The organism is Streptomyces sp. NPDC102270, assembly GCF_044766405.1.
Classification (GTDB): domain Bacteria; phylum Actinomycetota; class Actinomycetes; order Streptomycetales; family Streptomycetaceae; genus Streptomyces.
The window spans coordinates 143,487-166,149 of record NZ_JBIWLX010000009.1; the positions used below are offsets into that span (position 1 = coordinate 143,487).

Sequence of the window (22,663 nt, forward strand, 5' to 3'; positions counted from 1 at the left end):
GCGGAGCGACAGCCGCGCGGAGGGCGTACGGCGCCGTCCGCGCGGCTGCGTACGTGTGCAACGGTCGGGGACGCACGGGGGTGAGGACTTCACCGGATCATCCGTCCTCGTCGGGCTCCGTCTCCTGGCGGTCGATGCCGGTGGTACGGAACCGGCTGCGATAACCGCCCGGTGAGACTCCGAGGTTGCGGCGGAAGATCCGTCTCATCGTCTCCGGGGAGCCGAAGCCCGCACGCCGTGCGACGGACTCCTGACTCTCGTCGCCGCTCACCAGGAGAAGCTTGGCCGCCTCCAGCCGGGTCTGCTCCACGTAGCGGGCCGGCGTCATGCCCACCTCGTCGCGGAACATCCGCCCCAGGTGACGTTCGCTCACCGCCGCTCGGCCGGCCATCGCCGCGCTCGAGTGGTCTGCCGCCGGATCGAGGACCACTGAGTCCAGGACCTGGCGCAGGCCGCGCGTGGTGGGGGCGCCCGCCTCGGACCAGACACTGAACTGGGCCTGGCCACCCGGGCGTTGCAGGAAGACGACCATCCACCGGGCGACCCTGCGGGCGACGTCGGTGCCGTAGTCGTTCTCGACGATGGCCAGGGCCATGTCGGTGCCCGCACTGATGCCGGCCCCGGTGACGTAGGGGCCGTCCTGGACGAAGAGGGCGTCCAGATCCACGTCGATACGGGGGTACTCCCGGGCGAGCCGCGCGCAGTGCGCCCAGTGGGTCGTCGCCCGACGTCCGTCCAGCAGCCCGAGGGCGGCCAGCACGAAGGCCCCGGTACAGACGGAGGCGATCCGCGATGCCCGGGGCGCCAGTTCGCGGACCATCGCCAGCGCCTCGGGGACCGTGTCCGGGGTCAGCTCCTCCGGAATGTCGTGCGTGCCCGAGGCGAACGTGAAGTCGGCCGGTACACCTCCCGGCACCAGGAGGGTGTCGATGGAGTCGGGAGCATCGGTCACGGCAATGTCCGCGCTCAGCCGGGTGAACGCGGTGGTCCCGACCGGTTGCCCCGTGGGCGAGATCAGCAGCACCCGGTAGCGGGCCCCGAAGTCGTTGGCCCGGGCGAAGATCTCCAGCGGCGCCGCCACGTCCTGCAGCGTCACCTTGTCGTACAGGACGAAGGCCATGGTCCGCTCGGCTCCGCGGTCCGCGGCCGCGATACTCCGGTTCATAGTCCGACCTCCTCAGGCGGTGGTGGTGGAGCGCGAGGCTTGCCCTCGTGTCCGAAATCGTGGCTCGTGTGTCCGTTGCAGCCCTTGGCCCGTGTCCCCTCCGGGCGGGAACGTTAGGAGCCGAGCAAATCACCTGGCCGGGTATCCGGGTTCCCGCAAATACCGGGTGAGGAATACTAACCGCACGAAGACCAGATTGGTCCAGTGCCCACATAGACCTTGCAGCCTCCCATGGCCTGAGCGACAGGCCTGGGCGGCTTTTTCTGCATTGCCACACCAATACCGCAACCGTCAATTGCGGACATCATTTATTCAGCCGTCGTTAACTTGAGTGAAACACGGTAGCCGGAACCTATTGATGTCTCACCGCGCCGTAGCCGACACAATTGGCACCGCCGTAATCCCGGTCGTCGCGGGGCACCCTGCCAGGACATATTCGGCAGCAGAAGCCGAAGAAGCACGCCTGCTCACGTCAGAATCCCCGCACAGAACCTCTGCGGCATGGATTCCATTCTTTTCCGCCTCTCAGCGGGCCAATTATCGCCTGCCCGTGTTCGGGCACGAATTCCGCCGGGCCGTGCGAACCCGGCGCCAGAGGAGTGGTTTGGCCATGCGCCAGCTAAATGCTTTGTCGATCAGCATCGGCGTACTCGGCGGAGTCGCCACGCTGCTGACCGCAACCGTCCTGACCGTTCCGGTCTGGGTCATCTTCATTGCCTGGGCCTCCTTCTTCATTCTCGGAGCCGGCACCGACGGCATGGCGAGGTCGATCGCCTCGAACCTGACCGGCATTGCCATCGCCTCACTCACGCTGCTGGTCATCCACGCACTGGGCGGCGGCACCGCCGTCGCCGCCATCGCCGTGGGTGTCGGCAGCGCCGCCATGGTGCAGGCGTCGAAGATCCCCCTGCTCTCGAAACTCCCGGCCATCGTGTGGGGATTCGCCTCCACGGTCGGCACCGTGGCCGCCACCGGCCACGACATCACCACCGCGTCCATCAGCAACCCGGCGCTCGTCGCGGCCCTGTCCATGGTGCTGGGCGCGGTGTTCGGCATCGCCTCGGAGTACTGGGGAGCCGCGATGACCGCCCGCACGGCCGCCGAGCCGGCCCCGGAAGGACAGTCATGAAACTTCAGCACCATCTCGGAGGGCTGGAAAACCTCGGCTCCGTCGCCTACGAGCCCCGTGTCTTCGTCGAGGACTGGGAGCAGCGCATCTTCGGCATCCACGTCGCGATGATGGGACTGAGCGCCCACCTCACCGACGCTGTGCCCCAGTACCCGATCGACGACGTTCCCACTGCCTTCTCCTCCGTGTGGACCTGGGCGGACCTGCGCAAGGGTGCCGAGGCGATGCACCCCTTCGCCTACTTCCAGTACCGCTACTACGAGAAGTGGCTCGGCGGCATCGGCGGGTTCTTCGTCTCCCAGGGCTACATCACCGAGGAGGAGCTGGAGGCGAAGGCCGCGGAGTACCTCCAGGAGCCGGGACTCGACCTGCCCGAGGGCGGGGACGAACGCATCGACGACCAGGTCATCCGCTACCTGCGCGAGGGCGACTCCCCCCGCCAGGGTCCGGCCGAGTCCCCGGCCTTCGCCGTCGGTGACCGGGTGACCGTCACGGACGTGCCGCCCACCGAACACACCCGGCTGCCGGGCAATCTGCGCGGCCGCACCGGCACCGTGGAGCGCGTCTTCGAGGGCAACTACGGCTACTTCTGCTCCACCGGCCCCGACGGCATCGGAGAGCCGATGCCGGTCTACGCCGTCCGCTTCGAACCGACCGACCTCTGGGGAGAACTCGCCGAACCCGGGGCCGTGCTCTACGGCGAGCTCTACCAGGCCTACCTCACCCACGCGACGGAGGAACAGCAGTGACCGTGCAGTTCGGCTACCCCGAGGACCGCGAAGCCCGCAGCGCCGCCCGCGTGCGGGCGCTGGAAGCCCTGCTCATCGAGAAGGGCGTGATCACCGACGCCACCGTCGACAAGGTCCTCGGCTACTTCGAGACCGACATGACGCCGCTCAACGGAGCCAAGATCGTCGCCCGTGCCTGGACGGACCCGGAGTTCGCGGAACGACTCGTCAAGGACACACCGGCCGCCGTCGCGGAACTCGACCTCCCCATCGGCATGGACGGCGCCGAGGGCGAACACCTGCAGGCCGTGGCCAACGTCCCCGGCGTGCACAACCTGGTCATCTGCACCCTGTGCTCCTGCTTCCCCTGGCCCGTGCTCGGCCTCCCGCCGTACTGGTACAAGGACCCGACCTTCCGCGCCCGCGCGGCCCGGGAGCCCCGTGTGGTGCTCAAGGAGACCGGCCTGGACCTCGACCCCTCCGTCGAACTGCGGGTGTGGGACAGCAGCGGTCATTCCCGCTGGTTCGTCATTCCGCGGCGGCCCTCCGGGACCGACGGCATGAGCGAGGAGGAACTCGCCGCCCTGATCACCACCGAATCGATGATCGGCATCGCCGAGGTTCCCTCACCTGCCGCCTGAGCCGCACCCGGACACCACAGAAAGGGAATCCATGGAGGCCACCGCCACCACCACGCCCACCTCGCCCGCCTCGCCCCTGCACCACACCTGCGTCACCGACATGAACGCGCCCACTTTCGACGCCGACTGGCAGCGCCGGGCGTTCGGCGTCGCCGTGGCCCTGTCCGAGTTCGGCCACTACCCGTGGGACGCGTTCCAGCAGCGGCTCATCGCCGCCATCGGCGCATGGGAGGCCACCGCCGCGACCGAGCAGGGCGGTTGGCAGTACTACGAGCACTGGCTCGCGGCGCTCGAAGGCGTACTGGTCGATCACGACCTGGTCGCCGACGACGAGATGCGTGCCCTGCTCGGGGCGTAAACCGCTCCAAGAGCTCGCCCACCAGGACGTCCGTAACGGCCCGTCCCCCGGGGCCGCACCCGCTCATGGCGCACGACCAGCGGGTGCGGCCCGCCCTCTCCCACTGTTGACGGCACCGCGCGGTGCCCCCCGCCAAGGATGTGTGTGTGACCACAACGACCATCACCGCCGGCCGATGGACCCGCGCCGAACGGCTGCGCATCACGGGCATCGTCGGCGTCATCGCCGCCCTGCACGTCATCGGATGGAGCCTGTACCTCTTCTACGCCAGTGGCCCGGCCGGCGCGGGGGCCTTCGCCGGAGCCGGAACCCTCGCCTACACGCTCGGCATGCGACACGCCTTCGACGCCGACCACATCGCCGCCATCGACGACACCACCCGCCTGATGATGCAACGCGGACGCAGACCCGTCGGCGTGGGCTTCTTCTTCGCCATGGGCCACTCGACCGTGGTCCTCGCTCTCGCCTTCGTCGTCGCCCTTGCCGCGGGCGCCGCCGGTTCGGGCATCGACACCTTTCGCCACGTCGGCGGTCTGGTCTCGCAGATCGTGGCCATGGTGTTCCTGCTGCTCGTCGCCGTGCTCAACCTCATGGTGCTGGCCGGCATCGTCGGCCTGTGGCGGCGTATGACCTCGGGCCGTCTGGACCAGGGTGAGCTCGATGAGCACCTGCTCAACCGCGGCCTGATGAACCGTATCCTCGGCCGCCGCGCCCGCGGACTGATCCGTTCGTCATGGCACATGTACCCGGTCGGCATTCTCTTCGGCCTCGGTCTTGAAACCGCCAGCGAGATCACCTTGCTCGCCCTGTCCGCCAGCGCCGCCGCCCACGGGTCCGGCCTGCCCCTCCTCGCCGTCCTCTCCCTCCCGCTGCTCTTCGCCGCGGGGATGAGTGCCTTCGACACCGCCGACAGCATGCTGATGTCCCGCCTGTACTCGTGGGCGTACCGCAGCCCCGCCCGCAGGCTCTACTACAACATCGCCACGACCGGCATGACGGTGGCCGTGGCCGCCTTCATCGCCAGCGTCTACGTCGCGGGGCTCGTCGCCGACGCCACCAACGCCGGGACGCTCGTCACCGCCTACGCCTCCCTGGCCGACCACTTCGAACTGCTCGGCTACATCGTGGTCGCCATCTTCGCGGCGTCCTGGCTCTGCGCCGCCGCCCTCTGGCGTTTCCGCGGACTCGCCGAGAAGTACGGCGACCGGCCAGGCACCGCTGATGACGCAGTCCAGCGATCCTGAACTCCGGTACCGGCTCACGGCTGCTGCGCTGCGCGACGCCGTTCCGGCGGCCCTGGGAGCCGTCAGCAACGGCACCTTCAGGTCCACCTCGGGAATGGGATGCCTGGCACCGCAGGTGGCGGCAACCGATTCTCCGTCGGCCCGGGAAGCCCCGGGATCCCGGGGTCAGTTGAAGGGGTCGAGGGTGATGTACGCCTGCTGCGGATTTCCGTCGTTCACCAGCGACTCGTGGTTGCCCACGTCGTCGAATGCGAAGGCGTACGCCTTGCCGTCGGCCATCTGCGCGTGGATCTTGCGGGCGTAGTGGTTGGTGACCCCGTCCGTGTAGAAGCCGGAACCGCTGGTGTCGGGCTGGTTGGGGTTCGTCAGCAGCGTCGAGCGGTTGAAGCCTGCGCACAGGGTGCGGGAGATCGGGCCGCGTACCAGGTCGTTCGGTGCGTCCAGGAGCTTGTAGCAGCCGAAGATGCTGTCGGAGTCGGGCTTCTGGAAGGTCGTGACGACGGCGCCGGCGCCGTTGGTGAAGTTCATGACGTTGCCGGAGACCCGCCCGTAGTACTTGGTGTTCGGCTGATCACCGAAGGGCGTGACCGTCAGGGTCGAAGTGCTGTACTTCTGCCACACACGGTTGACGTAGTCGTCCATCACGTTCGCCGGCAGCGCGCCCGCCTCGATGCCGTGTCCCGGTGCCAGGGCCCGCAGGACCGTGCCGTCGGAACGGGTCTGGATGAGGTTCGCCCAGCCGCCCGGCTGGCCGCGCAGCGCACTGAAGAAGCCGTTGTAGCCGCCGGGCTTCAGGTGGCCGGTGTTCCTCACCGTGCCGTCGCCGGCCTTCACGCCGACCGCGTACGGCGCGGAGAACATGTCGACCTGGGTGCTGTTGATCCACAGTCCGGAGTCGTTGAGGGTGTACTCGGTCCAGTTGAACAGGATGTTCCTGTTGGGGTCGGACGGGTTCTGCACCGCGGGCTGGACGAGTCCGCCGGTGGTCAGCTTGAAGACGAGCTTCTGGCCGTAGGAGAAGTAGACCCGACCGGAGAACTTCGGCATCCGCAGCGTCATCGCCTGGCCGTTGGCCGGTCCTGCGATCGACGCGTCGGGCGCGTTTGTCGGCGGGTTGCCCCCGGCGGGCCAGACGTGGAACGTACCGTTCGCGTCGGCCCAGCCCTGCTGGCCGGTGGTGAGCAGGGTGCCGATGTTGTAGACGTAGACCTGGTCACCGCGCCCCGAGTTGTTGCTGATGGTCAGCGGGATGGTGCTGGGCACGGCGGCCTGGGCGTGGCTGCCGGGGCCCGTCACGGTGACACCCAGACCGATGGCCAGGGCTGCCAGTACGGCGGCGAGCGTCCTTCGCGTCACTGAGATGGACACATTCTTCTCCTTGTTCCTGGTGCGCAGACGTGAGGGGAAGGGCTTGGATTCCGGCCGTCCTGCCCGTCGCCGGTGAGGTCTCCTCCTCTTGCGGCCCGCCGGCTGGTGGGAGTCAGGAGGCGGCGTTCATCAGATCGAGGGCACTCTGCTGGCGGGCGGCGCCGGTCTTGTCCAGGGGGCCGTACCAGCGCAAGCCGTACTGGTCGAGCGCGTTGCGGTCGGACTCGTACGCCTGGGCGGCCTGCCTGCTGAGGTACGCCCTGTACGGGCGGTCGGACAGGACCGCGTCGAGCTTCGCCAGGCCGCGCACGTCGGCGCCCTTGAAAAAGGGACCGTCGGCGCCGCAGTCACCGCTCTCGCAGGGGTCCTTGAGGATGCCGGCCGAGGTGTTGAGTTTGCTGGAGGTGGTATTGGCGTCGGCGGTCCGACGGGCAGCGGTGAGGACGGAGGAGTCGGCCGTGGCCTTGTGGAGCTCGGTCAGACCGCCGACCAGTTGGCCCTGGTTGTACGACCGGACCGCGGCGTTGGCGTTCTTGCACGTGCTCAGGCTGATTCCGTCGCCCACCGTCCGGTCGGAGTTGACCATGCCGGTGCCCTGGAACCAGGTCCAGTCCGCCTTCGCGCGCTGAAGGTATGTCGTGTCACCCGGGAGGCGGTTGTGCAGGGCTGCGTTGAGCTCGATGTAGAGGGAGTTGGGTATCGCGTTCTTCACGGTCTTCACGGTGCTCCACCACACACCGCCGCCACAGGTGTTGTCCCAGTAGGAGGCCATGTGATCCACGTCGGCCCGGGCTGTGGCGTGGTAGCGGCTGTCACCGGTCAGGTCGTAGGCCGCGATCCAGGTCAGGCCCCACCATCCGGTGTCGTCGATGTAGTCGTTGCGGAACTGCCCGGCAGCGGCGTTGACCTGTAGGTCGTAGGTGCGGCTGATGGCGTATGTGTAGCTCCGCATGCCGGTCACCCGGGCGTTGTCGATGACGGCGTGCAGCGCGTTAGCGGAGTTCCACCAGCCGGTGGTGTCGAACAGGCCGGTGTCGTAGTCGTAGAACTGCATCTGCGCGGTGGCCGCGACGGTGCGCCGGTCGGCGGCGTTCCAGGTGGAGCGGGCCCAGGGCGAGCTGACGATGTCGGTGCGGTCGGCGGCCCTGCCGCAGGCGCGCAACGCGCCGACGCCGTGGTTCGCCCAGTCGTCGACGTTGTACATCAGGGTCCGCCAGTCGGTCCGGCCGGCGGGGATCGTGGTGGCGCCGATCCTGCTGCCCGAGGACCACGTGCGGCCGCCGTCGAACGAACGGTCCATCCACACCTCGTCCCCGGGGCTGCCGTTGCCCACGGACGCCCAGCCCATGGCGTCGGCGTCGTCGAAGTGCAGCACGAATGTGCGCGCGAAGAGCGTCGCGGTGACGGGTCTGCGGTCCTGGCCGCTGAGGGCCGGGTCCCGCGCGTCGCAGTACTTGTTGCACACCGCTGCCGCCGCGGCCGCGGAGGCGGTGGGAGCGACCTGAGCCAGGCCGACTGACATCGTTATCAGGAAACTTGGCAGAAGTGCGGCGGACAACGATCCCTTGGCTTGCATGGAAGAACTCCCGAGGCTTGCCGAGCACTGCGGTGGGGGCACAGGGGCTGGTCCTTGAAAGCGTGTCGCAGACGCTAACCGGAAGCGGTGTACGCGTCAATGGTCTGGACCTTATGAGCGCAGCCTCGCATCGGCGGCAGTCCGCACGTACGGGCCCTCGCTGACTGGCAGTCCGTCGGCACGGTGCTCTCGGGCCGCCCGCGTCAGGCAGAAGGACGCCCTGGGCAGGTGCTCGCCGATCGTGGCAGGGGAACGGCGGGCCGCGTCGTAGCCCAGGACGCGCCGCGGCCGAACGGACTCCGCCCGCTGCCCCATGGATCAGAACTGTCTCGCCGTCGCGTAGCCGCCCCGCGTCCGCGGGCGCACCGCAGGCCGTCGGATACGCGCATGGAAGCCCCGCCACGTGCACCAGCGGGAGCCTGCCCCGCGCGCCGACACCTCGGTCGTCTCACCTCAGGCCCAGGCAAACGTGACTCCTGATCCTGCTGGGGCGCCGGCACAGCGCGCCCCTGTCGGTCACGTCCTCAGAGCAGGTCCAGGGCGTCGAAGCCGTAGCCGGGGCTGAGGTAGCCCCCGCCGCCCGCCGAGCCGCTGGCGGCGTCGATGCGCAGGGTGTTGGTGCCGGTCACCAGGTGCGCGGCGGGGATGACGTACTCGTACGTGTGGTTGTTGCCGCGATAGCTGCCGACCGTCAGGGTCCGCGTGGACGGCTCGGTCGCGGCGGCCGGGACGGCGGAGGTCCAGGCGTCGTTGACGGTGATCTGGGGGCGGCCGCCCGCCTTGGCGGTGGTGATGCCGATGCGCAGGGTGCGGTCGGTGGAGGCCTGGGCGGCGGTGAGGGTGAAGGAGACCAGGAGGCCCTGGTTGATCTCCTTGAACTGGTAGGCGGGCCAGGCCGAGGCCGTCGAGGTGCCGACGACATAGGTGGCGGCGGTCCAGGCGGCGGCGCGGGAGTCGGAGGGGTGGGCGTAGGTGACGAGGGAGGCGTTCTTGAAGCCGGCCGGGGTGCCGTTCCAGTCGCCGATGCGCCAGATCGCGGTGTCGGCGGCGGGGTCGCCGGTGATCGTGATGGTGTGCACCGTGGTGACGGCGCCCGCGGTGACCGTGATGTCCTGGGTGTGTACGGCGAGTTCGCCCTTGTAGACGGTGAGGGTGTACGTACCGGGCAGGATGCCGGTGATCGCGTACTTCCCCGTACTCGCGTCCGCCTTCGCCCAGTACTGCGCGTCGGCGTTGGCCACGCCCACGACGTAGGGGTGCGAAATGTCCCGCCCCGCGAGCCCGTTGCCGACGATCCGCCCGCGACCGCTCGCGCCGGTCCAGCCGGTGAGGCCGAGGGCGTCCACCCAGGCGGTGTTGTCCCGCCCGGACACGGCGGCGGTGGGCGCCGCCCCGTCGGTGAAGGCGAGGACGTACGGGCCGTGCAGCCCGAAGCGCTCGGCCTCCGTCTGGCCCTCGGCGTAGTAGAGGTGCTCGTAGAGCCCGGCACCCGACTCGTTGCCGTGGCGCAGGAGTTGGCGGATGAAGGGGCCGCCGGAGTCCTTCTCCTTGGTGGATCGGACGACCCAGACCGAGGCGGCCGACGTACTGAAGCCGAAGTAGTCGTAGTCGATGGTCCGCAGGTGGGAGAAGTGCTTGGACCGGGTGGTGCCGTCGGCCTTGGCGAAGACGTCGGCGGACTCGATGACGGTGTCGGAGTTGGACCAGGTGTCCGGGTAGGTGGTCGGGAAGATGCCGGGCTTCAGGCGTGCGATGTAGCGGCTGGCGGTCACGGAGGTGTCGGGCTTGTAGGTGAAGAGGTAGATGTTGTTCTCGCCGCTGCGCGCCACGTAGTAGTGGATCAGGGTGCCGTGGACGACCTTGATGAGGACGACTCCCGTGGCGGGCGTGGAGATCGTGACCGTCGAGGTGCCGAGGCCGCTCTCGATGTGGGAGTTCTTGCCGTCGTAGCCCTGGTACTCGGTGCCCTGGTAGACGAAGGACGAGAGGTCACCGTTGCTGTGGTTGACCTTGAAGACCAGGCCGGCACCCGTGTCGACGACGTAGTTCGTGCCGTCGTCGGTGTGGCCGAAGCCCGCGGCCGAGGCCCTGACGGGGGTGGCGAGGGCAAGGGCGATTCCCGCCGCCGAGGCGAGGACGGTACGGCGGGACAACGGGCTGTCGTACGACATGCGGTCAACTCCTGTGGTGCTGGGGGAGGTTGGGGAGAGGTGTCTGTCCCGAGCCTGCCTGTCCCGGCGGCTCCGCACGAAGATCGGGGAGCAATGGCCATGCAGATGTAATGCCACGTCACATTCGGTCCCGACATTCGGGATTCGACAGCGAATTCGACTGATCATGAACGCTTCTTTTCACTTCTGTTGCTTTTGCTGATCGGAACGGTTGGCTTCCGTACGATCCTGGCCGTCCACAGAAAGGGATCTTCCGATGCGCTACACCTGGGCCGCCGTCGCGGTGAGCCTCGCGGTCGCAGTCACCACCGCGCTGTCCCCCGGCGCCGCCGCCGCACCCTCCCGTCAAAACCCGTACCACCACCGCCAGTTGCTGGCACGCGACGACTTCCGGCACGGCACCGGCCAGTGGCGGGCCGAGCTGGAGCAGGGCGGCAGCGTCACGGCGAAGGGCGGTGTGCTGGACGTCGACGTGCCCGCCGGGGCATCGGTGTGGTTCAAGCGGCCGTTCTCGGGCCGGTACGAGATCGACTTCACGGCGACCCCGGTCTCCGCGGGCGGTGCCAACGACCGCGTCAGCGACCTGAACTCGTTCTGGAACGCCAGGGATTCACGGTCCCCCGGGGACCTGTTCGCCACGGCGCGCAGCGGCGCCCTGGCGGACTACGACCACCTCACCACGTACTACGCGGGCCTCGGCGCGAACTACAACACCACCACCCGGCTTCGCCGCTACGTCGGCGTCGCGGGCTCCCGTCCGCTGATCTACGACTACACCTCGCCGCTGCTCACCGCGAACGAGCCCAACCGCATCCGGCTGGTCTCCGACGGCAGGCACATCCAGTACTGGGACAACGGTGAACTGGTCTTCGACTACACCGACCAGGACGCCTACACCAGCGGCTGGTTCGCCTTCCGCACGACCTGGAGCCACTTCCACGTCACCGACTTCCGCGTCTGGCGGCTCGGAGGCGGTCACCGTGCCTGAGCTGTCGCGCAGAGACGCCCTCAAGGCGGCGGGCGCGGCCGTCGTGGCAACCCAGCTCTCCTGGGCGCTCGCCGCCGACCCGGCCGCAGCAGCCCCGGCCGAGGCCTCCGCCGGCCCGGTGAAGCTCGCCTGGCTGGAGGGCGGCACGCCCGCCGCGGCTCCCGGCACCACCTTCGGCGTGGCCTGGCCCCAGGGCGCACTCCCCGCCGACCATGCGTTCGCTCTCACCGCCGGCGACGGCACCGCCGTGCCCGTCCAGTCCTGGCCCACCGCCTACTGGCCCGACGGCAGCCTGAAGTGGACCGCCCACGCGGTGGGCGCCACCGCCAAGGCCGCCGAGAGCTACACCCTGGCCCCGGGCACGCCCGCGAAAGCGGTCACCGCACTCACCGTGGACACCAAGGGGGGCACGATCGACGTCGACACCGGCGTCATCCAGGTCAGCATCGCCAAGGCCGGCGCGCACGACGTCGTACGGAGCATCAGGCGCGGCACCACCGACATCGCGAGGAAGGCCGAACTGGTCGTCCTGCGCCAGCCGGAGATCGACGACGACTACGAGGGCAGCGGTTCGAGCACCCGCTGGGAACGCTTCACCGGCCGCGTCGGCTCCGTCACCGTCGAGCAGTCCGGCCCGGTGCGCGCCGTCATCCGACTGGAGGGCAGACACGAGCGCGGCAGCCGTTCCTGGCTGCCCTTCGTCATCCGGCTCTACCTCTACGCCGGGTCCGAGGCCATCCGTGTCGTCCACACCATCACGTACGACGGCGCGCAAGAGCCCGGCAAGAGCAGCGGTGACTTCATCAAGGGCCTGGGCCTGCGCATCCGCGTCCCCCTCACCGACGAGCTCTACAACCGCCACGTCCGTCTCGCCGGCGCCGACGACGGATTCCTCACCGAGGCCGTCCAGGGCATCACCGGCCTGCGCCGCGATCCCGGCGCGGCCGTGCGCTCCGCGCAGGTCGAGGGCGAGAAGCTGCCGGACATCTCCTCCTGGGACACCCGGGTCTCCTCCGCGCTGCAGTACGTACCGGCCTGGGGCGACTACACCCTCGCCCAGCTCTCGGCCGACGGCTTCACCGTCCGCAAGCGGACCAAGGCCGGTCACGGCTGGATCCACACCACCGGCGGCACCCGTGCCCCCGGCTTCGGCTACGTCGGCGGGGTCAGCGGCGGACTCTCCTTCGGCCTGCGGGACTTCTGGCAGAAGCACCCCGCGCAGCTCGACATCAAGAACGCCGCCTCCGACGAGGCGGCCGTCACCCTCTGGCTCTGGTCCCCCGAGGCCCAGCCGCTCGACCTGCGCTTCTACCACGACGGCCTCGGCCAGGACACCTACGAGGAGCAGACCGCCGGACTGGGCATCACCTACGAGGACTACGAGCCCGGCTTCGGCACCCCGTACGGCATCGCCCGCACCTCCGAGCTCTACCTGTGGGCCAACGCCGCCACCCCCGCGGCCGGCACCCTGGTCGCCCAGAAGGAGGCGCTGACCACCCCACCGCAGCTGGTCGCCGCCCCCGAGACCTTGCACAAGGCGGGCGTCTTCGCCGGGCTCTGGTCCCCCGTGGACCCCTCGACCCCCGCCAGGAAGACCATCGAGGACCGCCTCGACCTGCTCTTCACCTACTACCGGGACCAGCGCGAACAGCGCCGCTGGTACGGCTTCCTGGACTACGGCGACGTCCAGCACACCTACGACCCCGACCGCCACACCTGGTGCTACGACGTCGGCGGCTACGCCTGGGACAACTCCGAGCTCTCCACCGACCTGTGGCTGTGGCTGGCCTACCTGCGCTCCGGACGGGCCGACATCTACCGCTTCGCCGAGGCCATGACCCGCCACACCGGCGAGGTCGACGTCTACCACCTCGGCAAGTGGGCCGGTCTGGGCACCCGGCACGGGGTCCAGCACTTCGGCGACAGCGCCAAACAGGTCCGTATCTCGACGCCCGTCTACCGCCGCCTCTTCTACTACCTCACCGCCGACGAGCGCACCGGCGACCTGATGCAGGCCCAAGTGGACGCGGACGAGACGTTCCTGCGCCTCGACCCCCAGCGCAAGGTCCGCACCGACGGCTACGTCCCCGGGGACCGGCACGCCCTGTCCATCGGCTTCGGTACCGACTGGAGCGGGCTCGGCTGGGCCTGGTGGACCGAGTGGGAGCGGCGCGGCCCCAAGTGGCGTACGGCGAAGAAGAAGCTGCTGGCCAGCGCCTCGACCATCGCGGCACAGCCCAACGGCTTCGTCCAGGGCAGCGGCCTGTACGACCTCGACACGGGCGCCTTCGCTCTCCAGAGCAAGCCCGTGATCGACGTCTCCCACCTCTCCGCGAGCTTCGGTCTGCCCGAGCTGGCGGCCGAACTGATCGACACCGTCGACGAGAAGGACATCCCCGGCTTCCGGGCCGCCTGGCTGGACTACTGCCGTTACTTCAACGCCACCACGGCCGAGAAGACCGCCCGTTACGGCGCGGGCTTCAAGGTCAGCCTGGTCCAGGGCCACTCCCGCCTGGACGCGTACGCGGCGAAACTGACCGGCGAGGACGTGCTGGCGGCGCGGGCCTGGCGCAACTTCACCGCGAGCGACGGCTACCCGGACGCGAGCACCCCGTGGGCGACCACGAAGATCGACGGGCCCACCGTACTCAACGCCGGGTCGGACGCGCCCTGGGTCAGCAGCAACTCCACGGCCCTGTACGGTCTCGCGGCCATCCAGGATCTGGCCCTGGTGGGTGACGCGCTGAGGTGAGCCCGGGCCCGCGCCGCTGCGGCGCGGGCCTGCTCGACGCGAGGGCCGCGCCGCAGTTCATCGGCGCGGCCCTCAGGGCGTGAGGACGACCTTCTCGCAGTGATCCTTCTTGTTCTTGAACAGGTCGTAGCCGGTGGGGGCCTCGGTCAGGGGCAGCCGGCGGGTGATGACCCTGGTGGGGTCGATCCTGCCCTCCTCGATCAGGCTCAGCAGCGGCTTCATGTACTTCTGCACATGGCACTGCCCGGTGCGCAGGGTCGGGGACCTGTTCATCACGAGTACAGCTCCGCGCAGCAGGACGCGCACGCGCCGCAGGCGATCGGGAAGGGCACGACGACCCGGTCGCCGACACGCAGTTTGTCGTCGCTGACGGCGGGGCCGACCTCGACGACCTCTCCCATGAACTCGTGGCCCAAGATGTCGCCCTTTTCCGTGGTGGGGACGTAGCCGTCGAGCAGATGGAGGTCGGAGCCGCAGATCGCCGTCGAGGTGATCTTCACGATGGCGTCGCGGCTGTTGAGGATCGACGGTTCGGGGACGTCCTGCACCTCGACCGAGTTGCGTCCCGTCCAGCAGTTCGCCTTCATGTCAGGGCCTCTTTCGGTTCCTCCTCGGTCAGCGGTCGGGCCGGGTGCTGCGGAAACTCACCGCGGGCCCGCTTGCCGCCGGGTGCCCCCTCCGGACGGACGACCTCGCCGGTCTCCGCGATCTGCTTGAAGCGGCGTAGGTCGTCGTCGAGCCGCTTGGTGCGGTTCCTCACCGAAGTAGCGTGCCGCGGCCTTGCCCAGCGCCCCGCCGGGCAGGTCGTAGCGCAGGGTCACCCGGATCTCCGTGCCCCGGCCGCCAGGGGCGCCCACGAACCGGACCTCACCGGAGTTGCCGATGTCGGCACCGTCCGCCGACTGCCAGGCGATCAGCCGGCCGGGGACGTCCTGGGTGGTCTCGGCGTCCCACTCGACCACCTTGCCGAACGGCGCGCTCGCCCGCCAGTGGCTACTGCCCGGCCCGGTCACGCGCACCTCGTCCAGGTGCGCCATGAAGTCAGGCAGTCGCTCGAGGTCGCTCCAGAAGCGGTAGACCTCGTCCGGAGGATCGGTGACGGTGGTGGTCGCGGTCAGTTCCGCGGGGGTGCTCCTACGGGTGCGGGTCACGGCCGCGTGGACGTCCGTGGCGGTGATGACGGTGACCGCGGCGGTCGCGGCGACGGTGCGGCCGAGGCCGCGACCGTTGCGGTTCCGCAGGGCCCGGGTGCTCGGGCGGCCGCATCCGGCCTGGCTCTGGACCCGCGTCGAAACCGGCCGCGGCCGCGAGCTCGCGCGCTCCGCCGGCGGTCGTGGCCAGGCTGTGCCGCGAGCTCTCGTGCACGCCCAGGGCCCGGGCGAAGCCTGCCGGGGCGACGACCTGGGGCACGCCCAGGAGCGCGCTTGCCCAGCCCAGGCCGCGTGTGAGCGGATCATGCCGTAGGCGGGAGGTGGAGCGGGTGTCTGTCCTCATGGATGCTCCTCACGTGCGGTGAGGTGAAGGGAGTGCGGGTCGCTTGGGGGAGAAGGTGAAGCGTGCAGCCGGACCACGCCGGAGGTGCCGCATGGCCCGCATCCAATCCTCGACTCCCGCTGCAGGTGCGGATCCGGGTCCGTGCCGTCCCGGCCGGACCCCGGGGCCGATCGCGACTCGTCGGCCGAACCGGTCCCGGGGAGCAGGCGGACGGCAACCCTTGGGTCTCTTGGCTCTTGTGGCCGGCCGTTCAGCTCCTGTGGCCGTTGCCGTGTCCGTCGGGATGCAGGACCACCTTGGTCCAGCCCTCGTCGCGGGCGTCGAAGTGCTCGTAGGCGGTGGGGGCGTCGTCCAGGCTGAGCTCATGGGAGACGACGAAGCTCGGCTTTGCCTTCCCACCGGCGATCAGATCCCGCAGCGCCCGGTTGTACCTCTTCACCGGCGCCTGCCCGGTGCCCATGCGCTGGCCCTTGAACCACATCATGCCGAAGTCGATCGGGACCTTGCCCTGCGCCTCCAGCTCGCCCTGGGCCTCCTCGCCGCCGGGGTCCTGGGGCAGGAACACGCCCACCACGCCGATGTCGCCCGTGAACCTGACCGAGTCGATCAGGCCGTTGAGCGTGAGGCTGGCGTCCTCGTGTCCCTCGGGATCGTGCGCCTGATAGCCGACACACTCACAGCCGTTGTCGGCGCCCAGACCGAGGGTGGCCTCCTTGACGACCTCCGCCGGGTTCTGCTCGGCGGTGTTGATCGGGATGGCACCGATCTCCTCCGCCTTGCGCAGCCGGTCGGGCTGGTGGTCGGCCACCCAGACGCGGCCGGCGCCCTTGAGGAGGGCGGAGTAGGCCGCCATCAGCCCGACGGGGCCGGCTCCGAAGACGATCGTCTGGTCACCGGGTTTGACGTGGGCCATCTCGGTGGCGTGGTAGCCGGTGGGGAAGATGTCGGCCAGCATCACGTAGTCGGTCTGCCGGTCGGCGGCGTCCTCACCCAGACGCAGCGCGTTGAAGTCGCCGTAGGGCACGCGCAGCAGTTCCGCCTGGCCGCCCTGGTAGGGGCCCATGTCGGCGAACCCGTAGGCGGCTCCGGCGAGGGCCGGTTCCGGCTGCATGGTCAGGCAGTAGTTGGTCAGACCCTGCTCGCACTGCTTGCAGAAGCCGCAGGCGATGTTGAAGGGCAGGACCACGTACTCGCCGACCTGCACCTTGCGGACGGCCGGGCCGACCTCCACGACCTGGCCCATGTTCTCGTGTCCCAGGGTGCGCCCGGACTCGAACGAGGTGCGACCCTCGTACATGTGCAGGTCCGAACCGCAGATGTTGGTGGCGGTGATCTTGACGATGATGTCGCAGGGGTGCTCGATCTTCGGGTCCGGTACGTCCTTCACCGTGACCGTCCGGGGACCTTCATATACCGCTGCTTTCATGATGACTTCCCTCGGTGCTGTGGCATGAGCCCAGCACAGCGGTGATGGAGACCGCGCACAGAGCCTGCTCCCGGAAGTCGCTTCGCCGGGGAAGTTCCATGGCTCCGGCACGCCTCGGCGGACCGCTCACCCGGATCGGGCGGAACGGTGGCGCCGCCACCGGCCCCCCAGACGGAGCTTCGGCGTTCCGGCGGCGCGCCCATCGGGTCCCCGTCGGCCCCCGACGCCAAACAGGCCAATCACCGACCGGTCAGCGCATTCTCCGGACCCGGACGACCACCGACCGACGACACATCTCCGACGCAGGGTCGTCGGCCAATCACCGTCGTTGTCCCGCAGCGCGCCGCGACGTTCCTGTTCGCGCCTGGAGTAGGCGGCTGCCCGGATCGCCTCGTCGCTCTCCAGGCCCGATCCCAGCGCGCCGCCCACCGTGGCGATCGAAGCGACGAACCAGGACAACGTCCAGTACTCCGTGGCGTCCCTGGGCCTGGGCTCGGAGCCCGTGTTCCGTCGGCTCCGCGCGGCGCTCGCGGGGCAGGTCCGTCGGCGTCGGGTGTATTGCATTCTCTTCGACCACGACGACGACCCCGCGCCCGACCCCGCCGCGGAAACCGCCTGGTACGCGCGCTACGGCGAGGACGTCAGCGCCCACACCCAGGCCGCGCGGGCGGTTCGCCTCCGGCGCGTGGCCGCGAGTTCGTGGCCGGCCTCGCTGGTCGCCAAGGCGGCCGAGGCGCGGGGCGCGGAAGTCGCCTACCGGGTGCTACGGCGACTGCGGGAGAGCGTGTTCGTGCTCGGGGAGCCCGCGGACACTCCCGCGTCGGCGGTACCCGCGACCTCGGGCGTACCCGGCCTGGATGTCGGTCGGCTCGTGGCCGACGCGGCGTCGGCGGACGTGCTCGAGCGAGTACGCGCCGACCGTGCCGAGGCGCGTCGTCCGGTCGACGAGGTGCTGTCGGTGCACGGCTGCGAATCGCCTCATCCCGGCGCCCCCAAGGAGACCCCCGACGGCCAACACCGTTACGCCCTACCCACGTTGCTGGTGCGCGGCACCCGCCGGACACCGTGCGGTGCCGGGCCGGCGGCCGTACGAGGAGTGTGTCTCGGCCGTGTCCGAACTCGGCCGGGGGCCGCTGCTCGTGCCCGTGGCGCACCTGCGCCTGATCGGGTCGCCCTACGGCCACGACGGCTTCCTGATCGAGACGGAGCAGGTCGCCTCGCTCGTGCGCGAACTGCTCCACAAGCGCTCAGCGAGTCGTCACACCACGCTCACCGGATGCCGTACCACCGCGTCGAACAGGTAGCCCTGCGTGTTGGGCACGGCGACGTCAGGCTGGGTGCGGCCGGACGTGTCCGTGGCACGGGCCAGCAGGTGGGTGGCGCCGCGTTCTTCGGGCCGCCAACTGAAGGACCAGCGGGTCCAGGTGCCGGCGCGGGGCCGGTCGTGCAGCCGGGCAGGGCGCCAGTTCGCCCCGCCGTCGGTGCTGACGTCGACCCGGGCCACGGCGCCCGCGCCCGACCACGACCGCCCGTGCAGTACGTGCACCCGGCCTGCCGGGAACGTGGCCCCGTCGGCCAGCTCGAAGGCGCTCTTCGTCGCCTGCCGGGTGAGCGGCGCGCTGCCGCCCTCCGGGTGGGCCGGACCGAACGGCCGGTAGAAGGTGGTGTTCCAGGGGGAGAACAGCGGCTGCGCGGACACCTCGATGTCACCGACCCACTTGATCGAAGCGATCCCCACCCAGGAGGGCACCAGCACCCGCACCGGATAACCGTGGTCGTACGGAAGCCGTTCACCGTTCATCTCGTAGGCGAGCAGTACGTCGTCCAGCGCCTTGGCCAGCGGCAGCGGACGGCGTACCCGGCCCAGACTCTCGCCACCGCTGACGTACTCGGCGTCCAGTCCACGCGGCTGCACGTCCACGGCATGGGGCAGGAGGCCGGCCCGGCGCAGCACGTCGGCGAGGCGCACCCCGCGCCAGTGCGCAACCCCGATCGCGCCCAGCGTCCAGGCCGTGCCGGTGACGGTCTCGCCCTGCTGCGTCGTGTAGTAGGAGCGGCCGTTGCCGGCGCACTCGACGAAGGCGGTCCGGGAAACAGCCGGCAGCGCGCGCAGATCGTCGTACCCGAACTCCACCGGCCGGTCCTCACCCGGGGTGCCGCGCAGCCCGCTCCCCCACAGCCGCAGCCGCCAGTCGCCCGCGTCCAGGACCGGGGTGGCCGTGTGGTTGCGGACGAAGAACTTCTCGTTAGGGGTGTTCCGGCCGGTTCCCCGCAGCGCCTCCCAGCGGGTCTCGGCGTTGGTGCCGCGCTCGATGAACCACTCGGGCGGCAGCGGCTTGACGATCCCGGCGACGGCGGCGCGGGCAGAGCGGGGGCTCACGAGTGCGGTCCCGGCGGCGGTGGCGGCGAGCAGGGTGAGCAGCCGGCGGCGGGTGACCCCGTCGGCCTTGGCCTCACCGGCGAGCCACTGACGCAGCCTTCGGCGGTCGTAGTCGGTTTCGAGGCGGTGACCGGACGGGGTGGGAACAGACATGGCGGGTCCTCGTCATGGGGGCGATGGAACAGGGCAGGGGGCGGCAAGGGGCAGGGCCCGGACATCGAGCAGTCCCACGGCAGCCAGGCCCAACTGACTTTTCCCGCAAGGTGGTTGACAGAGCCGCTGTCAGAGAACGGGGAGGCGCGCGATCAGCCGCTCGTCCGACACAGCGCGGCGGCGACCCGGACGAGGTCCACGGCGCGGCGGCGAGTCAGAGGCTCCGGCGACGGCATGGCGAGATCGAAACACGCGGGGCGGAGGGTGTCAACGGAGCGTTCGAAGGCAGCCCGGGGCGGCCTTCGCCTGATCAGGTGCTCCCGCCTGCCAGCGAAGCGCGAATGAGATCGCCCAACTCGTCGTCGGTCACGTCCGCCGCATCTTGGGGGCGTAGCCGGATGGTCCCCTTCCCGCTGACGAGGTTCGGATGGCGGGAGGTGAAGTCCGCGCCCCGGTCCTTGTCCCACCCGTAGACCGAGACCCCGTGCTGCCACACCCCGACATGGAGCTTTCGGTTGCCAACCCGGTAGGTCGGCATCCCGTAGGACAGCACGAGGCTCGCCTCGGGAAACGCCGCCAGGATCAGCCGGTGCAGCCGGTCGAACAGGGGGCGGAGCTCGGGTGCGATCCCGTCGACGTAGGTCTGCACTTCAGCGTCCATACGACTCATTCTGTTCGACCGCCAGCCTGGATGCTCGCAACCAGGCGCGCCGACACGGAGAGGACACGAGGGAAGCGGCGGCGGGCGAGTGGCCGGGTCGACGACCCGACTGCCAAGTCCCGGGCAACAGAAAGCCGTTGGGCATCGGCGGACCGCGTGGGCGGGGCGATCGCGGGCAGGGCGTGTTGGCGGCGCGTGCTTGTTCTCCACGGGCAGACGACAACCTCGTGGGTGGCGGGGGCGAGATCAGGCGAGCTGCTTCTGTGGGCCCAGGTCGAGGGTGATGTGCGGGGCGAGCGCGCGCAGGAAGTCCGCGGCGTCGAAGATCTCCCCGGCGGAAGCGACGCCGGTGGTCCGGATGCGGCCGGTCAGGACGCGTTCGAGGGCCTCGGCGACCAAGGGGGCGGTGACGGCGTAGATGTCCTGGCCGCTGGCCGTGGCCCGGCGTTCGGCGCCGCCCGAGCGCACGACGGCGTCGACGAGGAAGGTCTGGTCCGAGCGCCCGCTCTTGTCGGTGGCGGTCGGTGCCGGTGTGTCGGGGGCGGCGATGTCACGGACCGCCTCGGCGGTCATGTAGGTGGTCACATCGGGAATGGACAGGTGCTGGGGGACGGTGACGACGTCCGCCATCGTGAACTCCCCGATCACCTTCCGGGGGCCCATCGGGTCCGGGAAGGTCCATTCCAGAGTGGGCGCCTGGTCGGTGCGGTGCTCCCACTGTCCGCCGCGGTAGCGCAGACGATGGTCACCGCGCCGCTCGCGTGAGACCGCGCCCGAGAGCCGGGTGCCGTTGGTGGGATGCCAGTTGCTGAGCGCGTAGGCGATGTGGGCCTCGTCGGCTTCGGTCCAGTCGCCCATCGCCGCGGTGGCCAGCAGGTCGCCGAGACCGCCGAAGAAGGCCATGGCCGGAACGATCACCGCTCCCGTTTCCAGGGTCCGCTCGCGGTAGTGGGCGAAGGTGTCGAGATTCGCCTCGAGCTCGGCGGCCACGTCCAGGTAGGGGATGCCCGCGCGCAGCGCGGCCTCGATGACGGGGCCGGTGGTCGAGGCGAAGGGTCCGGCGCAGTTGATGACCGCCACCGTTCCCGCCAGGGCCCGGTCCAGCGAAGCCGGATCCTCGACCGACGCCACCCGGGCCTCCAGCCCGTGCTCGCCGGCCAGCTCCTCGACCGCCCGCGCGTTGCGCCCCGAGGGCACCGGGACGAACCCCCGCGCGGCCAGCTCCGCGACCACGAACCGCCCCGTGTGACCGTACGCCCCGAAGACCGCCACCAGCTGACCTGACCCCATGAGACTGCTCCCCTACGTTCGTAGACCCGCTGCGATGCTGATCCGCTGCGGCCTGACACCCCCATCCTGTCCGTGCGGCAGCGCCCCGCATGAGTGTCGGAAACGACATGCCGCGTACAGTTTCGGACATGCCCACCGTCGCGCTGGCCGTCACCGATGGCATGCTCCACTACGAACTGGCCGTGGCCGTCGAGATCTTCGGGTCCGACCTCACCCACGTCGTCGACCCCTGGTACGACTTCTTCCTCTGCGGCAACGGCCCGGTCCGAGTCGACCGCTTCCGCCTCGAACCCGACCACGGACTCGACCACCTCGCGCACGCGGACACGGTGATCGTCCCCAGCTGGGCCGACACGGATCACGAACCGCCCCGCGAACTGGTCGACGCGGTGCGCGCCGCTCATGCGGCCGGCGCCCGCGTGGCCTCCCTGTGCACAGGCGCGTTCATTCTGGGCGCGGCAGGACTGCTCGACGGCCGGCGCGCCACCACGCACTGGGCTCACACCCGGGAACTGGCGCGGCGCCACCCAGCGGCCACCGTCGACCCGGACGTCCTCTACGTCGACAACGGAGACGTCCTCACCTCCGCGGGCAAGGCCGCCGCCATGGACCTGTGCCTGCACCTGGTCCGCCTCGACCACGGCTCGGCCAACGCCAACAAGATCGCCCGGCGTCTGGTCGTCCCACCCCATCGCGACGGTGGCCAGGCCCAGTTCATCGCCACCCCCCTGCCCGCCCCCGGCAACCACCCCCTGAGCGAACTCATCCCCTGGGCGTTGCAGCGACTGGACCAACCGCTCACCGTGGAGGACCTGGCCCGCCGGGCCCGTATGAGCTCACGCCACCTCGCTCGGCACTTCAAGACCCTCACCGGCACCACGCCACTGCAGTGGCTCCACACCCAGCGCATCCGCCATGCCCAGGAACTGCTGGAGACCACCGACGCCACCGTGGACACCATCGCCGCGGCCACCGGTATGGGCACCGCCACCACGCTGCGCCGCCACTTCCACCGCAGCGTCGGGGTCCCACCCGACACCTATCGCCGCACCTTCCGGCCCTGACAAGGCACACCGAGTGGACAACGGGTGTCCCGCACGCGGACGGTCTCCGCGTGCGGGATCGGGTGTTCCCCTCGG

At 70.0% G+C, this 22,663-nt stretch carries 21 protein-coding genes; 9 read left to right on the forward strand and 12 right to left on the reverse strand.

The genetic code is table 11. The features are described 5' to 3' along the window. Positions 1-97 precede the first annotated feature (97 nt). Complete coding sequence (locus ACIRP7_RS20265) at positions 98-1,165, reverse strand: GlxA family transcriptional regulator (protein WP_403661087.1); 1,068 nt, start codon at positions 1,163-1,165, stop codon at positions 98-100. A 610-nt stretch (positions 1,166-1,775) separates the two neighbouring features. Between ACIRP7_RS20265 and ACIRP7_RS20270 the strand changes: the two genes are divergently transcribed. The 5 genes from ACIRP7_RS20270 (at position 1,776) to ACIRP7_RS20290 (ending at position 5,265) form a co-directional block, all read left to right on the forward strand. Beyond that, a complete protein-coding gene (locus ACIRP7_RS20270) occupies positions 1,776-2,294 on the forward strand; it encodes a DUF1097 domain-containing protein (protein ID WP_403661747.1) in 519 nt (172 codons plus the stop codon). Next, positions 2,291-3,043 (forward strand): nitrile hydratase subunit beta, encoded by a 753-nt coding sequence (gene nthB / locus ACIRP7_RS20275; protein ID WP_403661090.1) that lies wholly within the window; start codon positions 2,291-2,293, stop codon positions 3,041-3,043. The genes ACIRP7_RS20270 and nthB overlap by 4 nt, the downstream gene beginning before the upstream one ends. Beyond that, positions 3,040-3,663 carry a nitrile hydratase subunit alpha gene (gene nthA, locus ACIRP7_RS20280; RefSeq protein WP_403661093.1) on the forward strand — a complete coding sequence of 208 codons (624 nt, stop codon included), beginning with the start codon at positions 3,040-3,042 and terminating at the stop codon, positions 3,661-3,663. Before nthB ends, nthA begins: the two co-directional genes overlap by 4 nt. A 31-nt stretch (positions 3,664-3,694) precedes the next feature. Continuing rightward, positions 3,695-4,021: a nitrile hydratase accessory protein gene (locus tag ACIRP7_RS20285; protein ID WP_403661096.1), complete on the forward strand. Its 327-nt coding sequence runs from the start codon at positions 3,695-3,697 to the stop codon at positions 4,019-4,021. 146 nt (positions 4,022-4,167) lie between these two features. Further along, complete coding sequence (locus ACIRP7_RS20290; protein ID WP_403661099.1) at positions 4,168-5,265, forward strand: HoxN/HupN/NixA family nickel/cobalt transporter; 1,098 nt, start codon at positions 4,168-4,170, stop codon at positions 5,263-5,265. A gap of 165 nt (positions 5,266-5,430) precedes the next feature. On the opposite strand, the gene ACIRP7_RS20295 is transcribed toward ACIRP7_RS20290, so the two are convergent. The 3 genes from ACIRP7_RS20295 to ACIRP7_RS20305 all read right to left on the reverse strand — a co-directional run bounded on the left by ACIRP7_RS20295 (position 5,431) and on the right by ACIRP7_RS20305 (position 10,380). Beyond that, the gene (locus tag ACIRP7_RS20295; protein ID WP_403661102.1) at positions 5,431-6,633 is read right to left on the reverse strand and encodes a glycoside hydrolase family 64 protein; all 1,203 of its coding nucleotides are present in this window, start codon (positions 6,631-6,633) and stop codon (positions 5,431-5,433) included. A gap of 112 nt (positions 6,634-6,745) precedes the next feature. Continuing rightward, on the reverse strand, positions 6,746-8,155 hold the full coding sequence (locus tag ACIRP7_RS20300) for a glycoside hydrolase family 76 protein (protein WP_403661105.1): 1,410 nt from the start codon (positions 8,153-8,155) through the stop codon (positions 6,746-6,748). A 578-nt stretch (positions 8,156-8,733) separates the two neighbouring features. Then, entirely contained in the window at positions 8,734-10,380 is a 1,647-nt protein-coding gene (locus ACIRP7_RS20305; RefSeq protein WP_403661108.1) for a rhamnogalacturonan lyase B N-terminal domain-containing protein, read from the reverse strand. A gap of 256 nt (positions 10,381-10,636) precedes the next feature. Between ACIRP7_RS20305 and ACIRP7_RS20310 the strand changes: the two genes are divergently transcribed. Together ACIRP7_RS20310 and ACIRP7_RS20315 are read left to right on the forward strand one after the other, a co-directional pair. Beyond that, entirely contained in the window at positions 10,637-11,368 is a 732-nt protein-coding gene (locus tag ACIRP7_RS20310) for a DUF6250 domain-containing protein (RefSeq protein ID WP_403661111.1), read from the forward strand. Next, positions 11,361-14,120 (forward strand): Tat pathway signal sequence domain protein, encoded by a 2,760-nt coding sequence (locus ACIRP7_RS20315; protein ID WP_403661114.1) that lies wholly within the window; start codon positions 11,361-11,363, stop codon positions 14,118-14,120. The genes ACIRP7_RS20310 and ACIRP7_RS20315 overlap by 8 nt, the downstream gene beginning before the upstream one ends. A gap of 72 nt (positions 14,121-14,192) precedes the next feature. Here the strand turns inward: ACIRP7_RS20315 and ACIRP7_RS20320 are convergent, their stop codons facing one another. The 5 genes from ACIRP7_RS20320 to ACIRP7_RS20340 all read right to left on the reverse strand — a co-directional run bounded on the left by ACIRP7_RS20320 (position 14,193) and on the right by ACIRP7_RS20340 (position 18,004). Further along, positions 14,193-14,393 (reverse strand): hypothetical protein, encoded by a 201-nt coding sequence (locus tag ACIRP7_RS20320; protein WP_403661117.1) that lies wholly within the window; start codon positions 14,391-14,393, stop codon positions 14,193-14,195. After that, positions 14,393-14,707, reverse strand: coding sequence for an alcohol dehydrogenase catalytic domain-containing protein (locus ACIRP7_RS20325; RefSeq protein ID WP_403661120.1), 315 nt, complete (start codon positions 14,705-14,707; stop codon positions 14,393-14,395). Before ACIRP7_RS20325 ends, ACIRP7_RS20320 begins: the two co-directional genes overlap by 1 nt. A gap of 57 nt (positions 14,708-14,764) precedes the next feature. After that, positions 14,765-15,271 (reverse strand): SRPBCC family protein, encoded by a 507-nt coding sequence (locus ACIRP7_RS20330; RefSeq protein WP_403661123.1) that lies wholly within the window; start codon positions 15,269-15,271, stop codon positions 14,765-14,767. 593 nt (positions 15,272-15,864) lie between these two features. Next, positions 15,865-17,040 carry a glutathione-independent formaldehyde dehydrogenase gene (locus tag ACIRP7_RS20335; protein ID WP_403661126.1) on the reverse strand — a complete coding sequence of 392 codons (1,176 nt, stop codon included), beginning with the start codon at positions 17,038-17,040 and terminating at the stop codon, positions 15,865-15,867. Positions 17,041-17,803: 763 nt separating this feature from the next. After that, positions 17,804-18,004 (reverse strand): hypothetical protein, encoded by a 201-nt coding sequence (locus ACIRP7_RS20340; protein WP_403661128.1) that lies wholly within the window; start codon positions 18,002-18,004, stop codon positions 17,804-17,806. Between the two features lie 145 nt (positions 18,005-18,149). Between ACIRP7_RS20340 and ACIRP7_RS20345 the strand changes: the two genes are divergently transcribed. Further along, positions 18,150-18,344 (forward strand): hypothetical protein, encoded by a 195-nt coding sequence (locus ACIRP7_RS20345; protein ID WP_403661810.1) that lies wholly within the window; start codon positions 18,150-18,152, stop codon positions 18,342-18,344. Here the strand turns inward: ACIRP7_RS20345 and ACIRP7_RS20350 are convergent. From ACIRP7_RS20350 to ACIRP7_RS20360, 3 genes are all read right to left on the reverse strand, one after another. Further along, positions 18,299-19,573, reverse strand: a complete 1,275-nt coding sequence (locus ACIRP7_RS20350) for a sulfite oxidase (RefSeq protein ID WP_403661131.1) — start codon at positions 19,571-19,573, stop codon at positions 18,299-18,301. The two genes, ACIRP7_RS20345 and ACIRP7_RS20350, sit on opposite strands and share 46 nt — an antisense overlap. Before the next feature lie 310 nt (positions 19,574-19,883). Next, entirely contained in the window at positions 19,884-20,234 is a 351-nt protein-coding gene (locus ACIRP7_RS20355; RefSeq protein WP_403661134.1) for an iron chaperone, read from the reverse strand. Between the two features lie 246 nt (positions 20,235-20,480). Then, positions 20,481-21,524: a saccharopine dehydrogenase family protein gene (locus ACIRP7_RS20360; protein WP_403661137.1), complete on the reverse strand. Its 1,044-nt coding sequence runs from the start codon at positions 21,522-21,524 to the stop codon at positions 20,481-20,483. Positions 21,525-21,652: 128 nt separating this feature from the next. On the opposite strand from ACIRP7_RS20360, the gene ACIRP7_RS20365 reads away from it, so the two are divergent. After that, entirely contained in the window at positions 21,653-22,588 is a 936-nt protein-coding gene (locus ACIRP7_RS20365) for a helix-turn-helix domain-containing protein (protein WP_403661140.1), read from the forward strand. Positions 22,589-22,663 lie beyond the last annotated feature (75 nt).